Consider the following 7,781-nt stretch of genomic DNA (forward strand, 5'->3'; position numbering starts at 1 on the left):
CGTTTCTACAAGGTCACCACCATCATCTTTTGCACTGAAAGGAATAACCTGGCCGTTACTTCCGTTCATCCAGTGAGGCCATGCTCCATGGAAACGGTTGGCATTTTGCAGAAAGTTGAGTGCTGTCGTCAGCCGTGATACGGCGTCCGCTTTTGTTACATATCCGTTTTTAATTCCGACGAGAATAGTCATCAGGCCAAAACCTGATCCGCCCGCTGAAACAACCTGTGCATCCTGCCCGGGGTTATCGGTATGATATCTTTCTCTTGCCAGTTTAGAATTTGTTTCCGCATACTCCCAGAAATATTTCAGGGCATCTTTCTGTACCAGTTCGATGAGCTGGGGATCGGTGTAATTATTGACAGGAGTTTGTGTATTTCCGGTATTTCCACCCAGAGGTGTTCCAGATCCTGATGCCGGATCATCCGATGAGCATGAATTAAATAATAAACCGATTAATGATAATGTTATTAAAACGTTTCTCATATTAAAAAAATAATAAAAGGAAGATTTCTCTTCCTTTTATCGTTATAGGTTATTTTTTATTAACGTAAAGATCATTAATTTCAGACGGTGTAAGTGCATTTACATACATTCTAAACTGGTCTAAACTTCCCGACCATGATTTCATCCAACTTTCGCTTGGATTTCCTGATCCTCCGATTCTAAAGCCGTTGATTTTTGAAACATTAAATTTGACAGCTCCATGCCCGGCCCAGGTTTTAGTAGATTTTGCCACACCATCTATATATAGTGTCATTCCAGAAGTAGCAGCGTCATAAACAAATGCAAGGTGATGCCACTGGTTATCATAAATACCTGTTAAACTTGAATCTGATGGCCATTCAAACCATTTGTCACCAGGCTGCTCATCAACAAAAAATTTAATGGTAGGAGATGCAGCAGACCCTTCAAAAAGAGCAAACATACTTGCATTTGCCCAATTATCACTTGTCATACTAAATGCGAATTCAGTATTGCTAGAGTCTCCATTTTTTTCCCAAAAAGCAACCGTAAAGCTGCCCGCTTTAGCAGCAAAATCATTTGAATTCAGATACTTTAAAAAAACCTGTGACCCTCCGCCTTTAAAAGCTTTACCGGAAATACCATCTACTTGAGTAATGGTATTATCCGGAACAAAAGACGGGTAGCCGGATAGCTCTTCAGCGAACCTGTACTTTAAGTCTCCCGTAGTTTTATCAAAAGGAACAAAAAACCTCAGATTTCCGGCTGGCAAATTAGCCTGATCTGAAGGGTAACTCTCCAATTCTGGTCTTTCCAGGTCCTGGCAGCTTGTTAAAGCCAAAGAAAGACATGATAAACTTAATATTGTTAAAATATTTTTCATGGGTAAAAATAATTAATAGTTAGGATTTTGCACTAATACACCTTGTGCTTTGTCAATAGCTTCCTGAGGAATAGGGAAATATTTATTTCTGTCCTGATACCCTAGTGAACCTAATACTGTGACTGCATCTCCCCAACGAACAAGATCATAGAATCTCTCACCTTCCATGGCAAATTCTACCCTTCTTTCCTGTTTGATGGCATCTCTTAACTGAGTTTGTGTTACCGCTACAGTATTTGCTAATCCTGCTCTTGTTCTAATTAAATTCAAATAGGTGATTGCTTTAGCTGTATTACCTGTTTCATTGGCTGCTTCGGCTGCTATAAGAATGACATCAGCATATCTCATTAACTTGATATTGGTCCAATGATTTTTATTCTCACCTTCCTGTGCTCTCCTTGTAGGATTAGTATATGCTTTTTTGTTCCAATATGGCTGTATTGATGAAAGCGTACTAGGTACACCTTCCGGTCCACCGGAAGCTAATATGGTAGCTGCTTTACGTACATCTCCAGATTCATATGCATTGACAAGATTCATGGTTGGTACATTAAAACCCCATCCCAGATCCCAACTTCCAGATCCTCTTACCCCTTGGGATTCCCAATAATTATTAGAATAGTTTACCTTGTTTATTCTCGCAAACTGTACTTCCCAGATCGATTCGGATTTGTTATCTCCCTGATCTGTAAATAAATCAGCATACGATGGAAACAAAGAATAGGTACCTGAATTGATGACCATTTCAGCAGATGATAGAGCCTCACCCCAACTTTTCTGGTAAAGAGCCAATTTTGCAAGATATGAATAGGCCATACCATTGGTAGCCCTACCTCTCTGGCTCTGCCAATCTGCAGGCAAGACAGTCGCAGCAAATTGCAAATCACTTTTTATTTGAGCATCTACTTCAGATATACTTGATTTTGCTTTAATTTCATCCTGTACGTTTGATATTTTTTTAGTAATCAGAGGAATCTCTCCGTAATCTCTTCTAAGGTCAAAATAAGCAAATGCTCTTATTGCTTTAGCTTCCCCCAAGTTGGTTAATGTTGCAGCATCAGGATTTTGTATTGCTTCAATATCTGCAATAACACCATTGCAGGCAAAAATCAATTTATAATGCCCATTCCAGTTGACAACGGCTGTTCCTTCTGTTTTGGAGTACTGAAAATTATCCATGATATTACCCATAGCAGATGCATCTGCAGGAATACTGCCTTTCATAGCATCATCAGAACGGATACTCTGGAACCAGTGTCTCGTCCAATCTGTTACACCACCTTCTGTTCTGAGCTGACTATATAATCCGAAAATTTTAGCCTCAGCTCCTCCTATTCCTGCTTCTCCCGCAGTAGCTATTCCCAGTGGTTTTCGATCCAAAAATTCATCACTGCAAGAGTTTATGGATAAAAAACTTGCTGCTGTAAAAAGGGAATATTTAATGATTGTATTTATTTTCATAATTTAAATGTTAAAAAGTTACATTTACACCCATTGTTGTAATGATAGGTAAAGGATACCCTCCGTTATCTACACCAAACTGTGTAGGCGAACCACCGGCTTCAGGGGTAAAGCCTGAATTGTTTCTCCAAGTAACCAGGTTCTGAGCATTTAGATAAAGTTTCAGACTGCTCAATCCGATTGATTTAGCTACGTTTGAATTAAAATTATAAGCAAACTGAATGTTTCTTAATCTTACATAACTTCCATCTTCGATCATATAATTTGAGACATTATTGGTGTTATAATTATTTCCGTCATTAATAATAGGTTCCCAATTGGATGTCCCAGGACCATTCCAGGCCTGTAACCTGTCTCTTCTGTAATTAAACTGAGCATATGTGCTTCCATTACCCCAATTTCTTAAAATTTCATTACCGTAAACTCCCTGCACATCTATACCCAAAGACCAGTTTTTATAATTTAAATTTAGATTGAGTGCATATGTAAAATCAGGAGTAGGATTTCCAATTATAGTTCGATCCTTATCGTCGATTTTACCATCACCATTTAGATCTTTAAACTTTAAATCTCCAGGACCATATGTTCCTAAAGTACTTGTCGGAGACAATAAAACATCGGCATTAGTCTGATAGATACCGTCAACAACATATCCGTAAAAATAGCCAATAGGATAACCTGCTTCAGTTACAGAGTTACCATCAAAAATTCTATATCCTGGTTCAAATACAGACAATACTTTATTGTTATAAGTCGTAATATTTCCTCCTATTGAATATCCGAAGTCTTCGCCAATTTTATCTCTCCAAGATATTGAGCCCTCAATTCCTTTATTTTCTATTTCTCCGGAATTTCTAAAATAATTCTGAACACCCGTTACATAATTAAGGAGATCTTTTGTCCTTTTATTATAATACACACCTTCAACACTTAATCTGTTGTTAAATGCCGAAGCCTCGAAACCTGCTTCATAACTGGTGATGACCTCCCACTTCAGATCCGGAGAATTTTGCCATGCCAAGATATATCCCGGATAAAGATCTTTCTGATATGCAACATCTGCAAATACAGCATTTGCTCCACTTACATATCCTGGATAGTTTGGATATCTATACGGAGAGAATCTATTTCCAAGTTGTCCGTAAGATCCTTTTAATTTCAGTGAACTGAAAAAACTACCGTTCATAAAATCTTCCTTACCCATGTCCCATGCTGCGCCTAATGCCCAGAAATTCTGATATTGATTTGGATTATCTACGGCGAAAGTAGCAGAACCGTCGCGTCTGAAAGACGCGTTAAAGATATATTTTCCTTTGTAATTATATAAGACTCTGGCTAAATAAGATATACTGGCCCCATCATCGTATTCAGATGAATTTGCAGTTCTTGAAGCAGGATCTCCGAAAGGGTACGTATCCAAATACCAAAACCTTTTATTCCAAGGAATGGTATTCTGCTCACCGGCCTTTTGTGTAACATTACCGCTCATTTGCTCGAATTTTTCATCATAGATGGTATAACCTGCAGTAGCTGTAATGTTATGGCCTCCCAGATTCTTATTCCATGTTAATAGATATTCCTGCTGTGTAATAATATTATCCGTAGAATTTTGGTAAACTGAAGTTAATTGCCTTCCTCCATAAGCATTTGTCGTTGCACCCGTTTCCCCTACATATAATTTGGTAACAGGGTTATATCCGCGGGATCGGGTCAAACCTAAGTCAACCATATAATTGGTACGGAAAGTAAAGTCATTCCAAAATTTAAGTTCTGCAAATGCATTGGCAAGTATCCGGTAGGTTTTGGAAAGTTGTGTACCGGCAAGATAATCTGTGTATAATGAAGGATTTCCTACTTGAGCGTCTCCTAAACCAATAGGTAACTGATTATATAAACCTGCATTATTATTAAATGGCTCAACAATTGGAACTGCTATTAAGGACGAAGCATAACTTTGAAGCCTCGGGTTGTTGGTATAAGAACCATTAACAGAGAAGCCAACTTTGAAATTTTTACTGAAACTGAACTCATTGTTGAAATTAACATTAAATCGCTTTAGAAGTTCATTATTAATGATACCCTGCTCCTCAAGATGACCTATTCCAAAATAAGTTTTACTCTTTTCGGTTGAACTTGAAAAACTAAGATCATTTTTAACAATCGTTGCCCCATTATTGGTAATAGCATCAATCCAGTCGGTATCTGCATTGAAAACATTATAATAACTGTAAGGCGCAAGCCCTTGATTTGCCCTGTTTCTGTCGTATAAACTTCTAAATTCAGCGGCATTCGTAAGTTCAGGTTTTCCGGTTAAAAATTTTGTACCCAGAGACGAACTGAAATTAATGGTCGGTTTACCAGATTTTGCTCTTTTTGTAGTGACAATAATAACACCATTAGCACCTCTGACACCAAAGATTGCAAGGGAGGAAGCGTCTTTTAAAACCTCAATAGATTCAATATCATTTGAGTTCACGAAATCCATATTATCAGACCAGATTCCATCAACTACATATAGCGGCCTTGAATTGTACCTACTGACAGTTCCTCTGATTCTTATATCAGGCGTTGAGCCGGGCTGTCCGGAATTTACAACCGCCAGACCAGCAACTTTTCCCTGCAATGAAGCTGCAGCATTGGCATTCGGCTTATCAGCCACATCAGAACCACTCACCTTAGCTATTGATCCTGTTAAATCTCTCTTCTTAGCAGTACCATACCCAATCATTACCACTTCCTCAATTTTCTGTTCTTTCTGAACAGTATCTCTCGGAGTAGTCTGCGCATTGGCGTTCATTCCGAAATAGAGAACAGCAATGAGACATGAATACTTTAAATTACTTTGTTTCATATAGTTTAATTTTATCGTACAATCAATCATAACCAGAAAAAATTTCCCTGCAGTCTTTCTATTGAGACACAACGTATTCTCATAAAAAGACATTGGCCAAAATTATAAAAATATCTTTAATATTGTTAATTTCACTTAAATTTTTTACACTTTTGTTAAGGAAATTACGTGATAAAGGAGTTTATGCAGTTTTCTTATTTTTAGTGAATTATCAACAATAACTCTACAAATACATCACAAAATAAATCATAACCTTTCTATGATATCAAATAATAAACAATCCGGGCTTTTCCTGTGACTTATCATAAAGCAGAAAAATAATTTTGATAAAATGCCTGGATGCCCTGATACCACACCATATTAATAAAAGTTTAAAATTTGTTAAAACATTTTTTGTGATTATTTTTGGTTCATTATTTGAGGATAATCTTCTTTTAATAGAATAACAATGAAAAAATATATTATCGCCGCTGCTCTGATGATCGGAACAGGGACTGTTATCAATACGAGCGTTCAGTCCTGCACTACCCTTGCTACATCAGACCTTGGCTTATCTATTATTAAAAGGCTCCTGCTGAACGGAATCGAGAAAGGGATGGGCATCTACAGCAGCAAAGAGGCCTTCCTGCAGAACAATATGGTGGATAAAGCACTGCCCCGGCAACTCAGAGACATCAATTCCCTACTCGAAAATATAGCGCCTTCGCTGGTGGCTAAAGAGAGGGAATATATTGCTGAAGCTGCCGCCTTCACGGTAAATACCTCAAGGCCTATTCTGGTCAATGCGGTCAACAGCCTTACCGCCCAGGATGTCAGCAGGATCATCCAGGGAGAAAAAGGAACCGCTACCCTGATTCTTAAAGAGAAAACCCAACAGCAGCTGGTGGCGGCCATCACCCCAAAAGTGAACGAACAGCTGAACCGCTACGGCATTGTGAAAAGCATCAATACCGCATTGTCCGGCAGCAACCTGATCGGCAGTCTGCTGGGAGGCAACAAGACACAGGTGAATGCGGGGAGCCTGGGCCAGCTGGCGTCAGAACAGCTGGTCAACGGAATTTTCAATATTGTGGAAGATTATGAAATCCAGAACTCCAAGTCATTACTGGGGCCACTTGGAAAATAAGAAATTCTTCAGTATATTTATCAATTATTTTAAAATTTGCAGATGGACATATTACAGGGAAACCAGCACGCGAGCCCCGAGGACTTTTACAACTCCTTGAAAGAAAAACTGGAAGGTCATCATGATTTTCCGGAAGATTATTTGTTTAAATTCATTATTCCTACCGATCAGGCAAAACTGACCGAGATTTACAGGGTATTCGACGGGATCAAGTTTACCCTTGGAAACAGGGAAAGCAAAAACGGAAAATATACGGCCTGCAACATCAACGCATTCGTTCTCGATGCCGATCAGGTGGTTCATATCTATAAAGAAGTGGCCAAAGTGGAAGGGGTCATTTTACTTTAGAAAAATAAAAGTCAGCTATTGCTGACTTTTTTATTTGTATTGGTATTTGTTACCGGGCGGTTTTTCCGGGCATCATTAAACGGGCCTTCGCTATCTGTCTCCGCTCAATTTATTATTTGTCGATAAAATATTTTGCGTTTTCTACGGGACGCCCCAGCATGGCTACCGGGCCTTTGATCAGGATCGGGCGCTGGATCAGGGAAGGATGTTCAGCCAGCACCTGGATCCATTCCTCTTCCGACAGATCTTTACCTGCGAAATTCTCCATATACAACCGGTCTGTTTTCCTGATGATATGAGAGACACTCTGGTTGAGCTTTTTCAGCACTGTTTTGATTTCCGTTACGCTTAACGGGTGCTCCACGATGTTGATCATTTCAAAAGGAACCCCGTTTTCATCCAGATATTCCAGTACCGCATTGGATTTCGAACAGTTTCCGTTGTGTAAAACCTTGACTATCATTTTTTATATTTTGTGTTGGTGTATACCGGTAAATTTAACAATAAAACCGGTTTCCGGCAAATTGCACCGTAATCATTTCCTGATGACCCGAAACCGTACTTCTTCTTTATGTTTTACGATACTGGTCAGTCAAAAATCAATCTGTCAATTAAAACAATCCGTACAGTTCCGCCTCTATTTTTTC

Annotated in this window: 6 protein-coding genes and 1 pseudogene; 2 read left to right on the plus strand and 5 right to left on the minus strand. The window is 38.8% G+C overall.

Features of this window, described 5'->3' with window-relative positions; genetic code table 11:
- From QZ735_RS05380 to QZ735_RS05395, 4 genes and pseudogenes are all read right to left on the minus strand, one after another.
- Positions 1-486: pseudogene (locus QZ735_RS05380) on the minus strand (beta-glucosidase); the annotation flags it as partial.
- Between the two features lie 49 nt (positions 487-535).
- Positions 536-1,348, minus strand: coding sequence for a LamG domain-containing protein (locus tag QZ735_RS05385; RefSeq protein ID WP_294245246.1), 813 nt, complete (start codon positions 1,346-1,348; stop codon positions 536-538).
- A gap of 12 nt (positions 1,349-1,360) precedes the next feature.
- A complete protein-coding gene (locus QZ735_RS05390; RefSeq protein WP_294245250.1) occupies positions 1,361-2,809 on the minus strand; it encodes a RagB/SusD family nutrient uptake outer membrane protein in 1,449 nt (482 codons plus the stop codon).
- Positions 2,810-2,819: 10 nt separating this feature from the next.
- Positions 2,820-5,660 (minus strand): SusC/RagA family TonB-linked outer membrane protein, encoded by a 2,841-nt coding sequence (locus tag QZ735_RS05395; protein ID WP_294245253.1) that lies wholly within the window; start codon positions 5,658-5,660, stop codon positions 2,820-2,822.
- Positions 5,661-6,108: 448 nt separating this feature from the next.
- Between QZ735_RS05395 and QZ735_RS05400 the strand changes: the two genes are divergently transcribed.
- Together QZ735_RS05400 and QZ735_RS05405 are read left to right on the plus strand one after the other, a co-directional pair.
- Positions 6,109-6,786, plus strand: coding sequence for a DUF4197 family protein (locus tag QZ735_RS05400; protein WP_294245256.1), 678 nt, complete (start codon positions 6,109-6,111; stop codon positions 6,784-6,786).
- 42 nt (positions 6,787-6,828) lie between these two features.
- A complete protein-coding gene (locus QZ735_RS05405) occupies positions 6,829-7,134 on the plus strand; it encodes a DUF493 family protein (RefSeq protein ID WP_294245259.1) in 306 nt (101 codons plus the stop codon).
- A gap of 112 nt (positions 7,135-7,246) precedes the next feature.
- Here QZ735_RS05405 and QZ735_RS05410 read toward each other — a convergent pair whose 3' ends face one another.
- Complete coding sequence (locus QZ735_RS05410) at positions 7,247-7,597, minus strand: ArsC/Spx/MgsR family protein (RefSeq protein WP_294245261.1); 351 nt, start codon at positions 7,595-7,597, stop codon at positions 7,247-7,249.
- Positions 7,598-7,781: the final 184 nt, after the last annotated feature.

Origin of the sequence: uncultured Chryseobacterium sp. (genome assembly GCF_913776365.1) — a bacterium.
GTDB lineage: Bacteria > Bacteroidota > Bacteroidia > Flavobacteriales > Weeksellaceae > Chryseobacterium.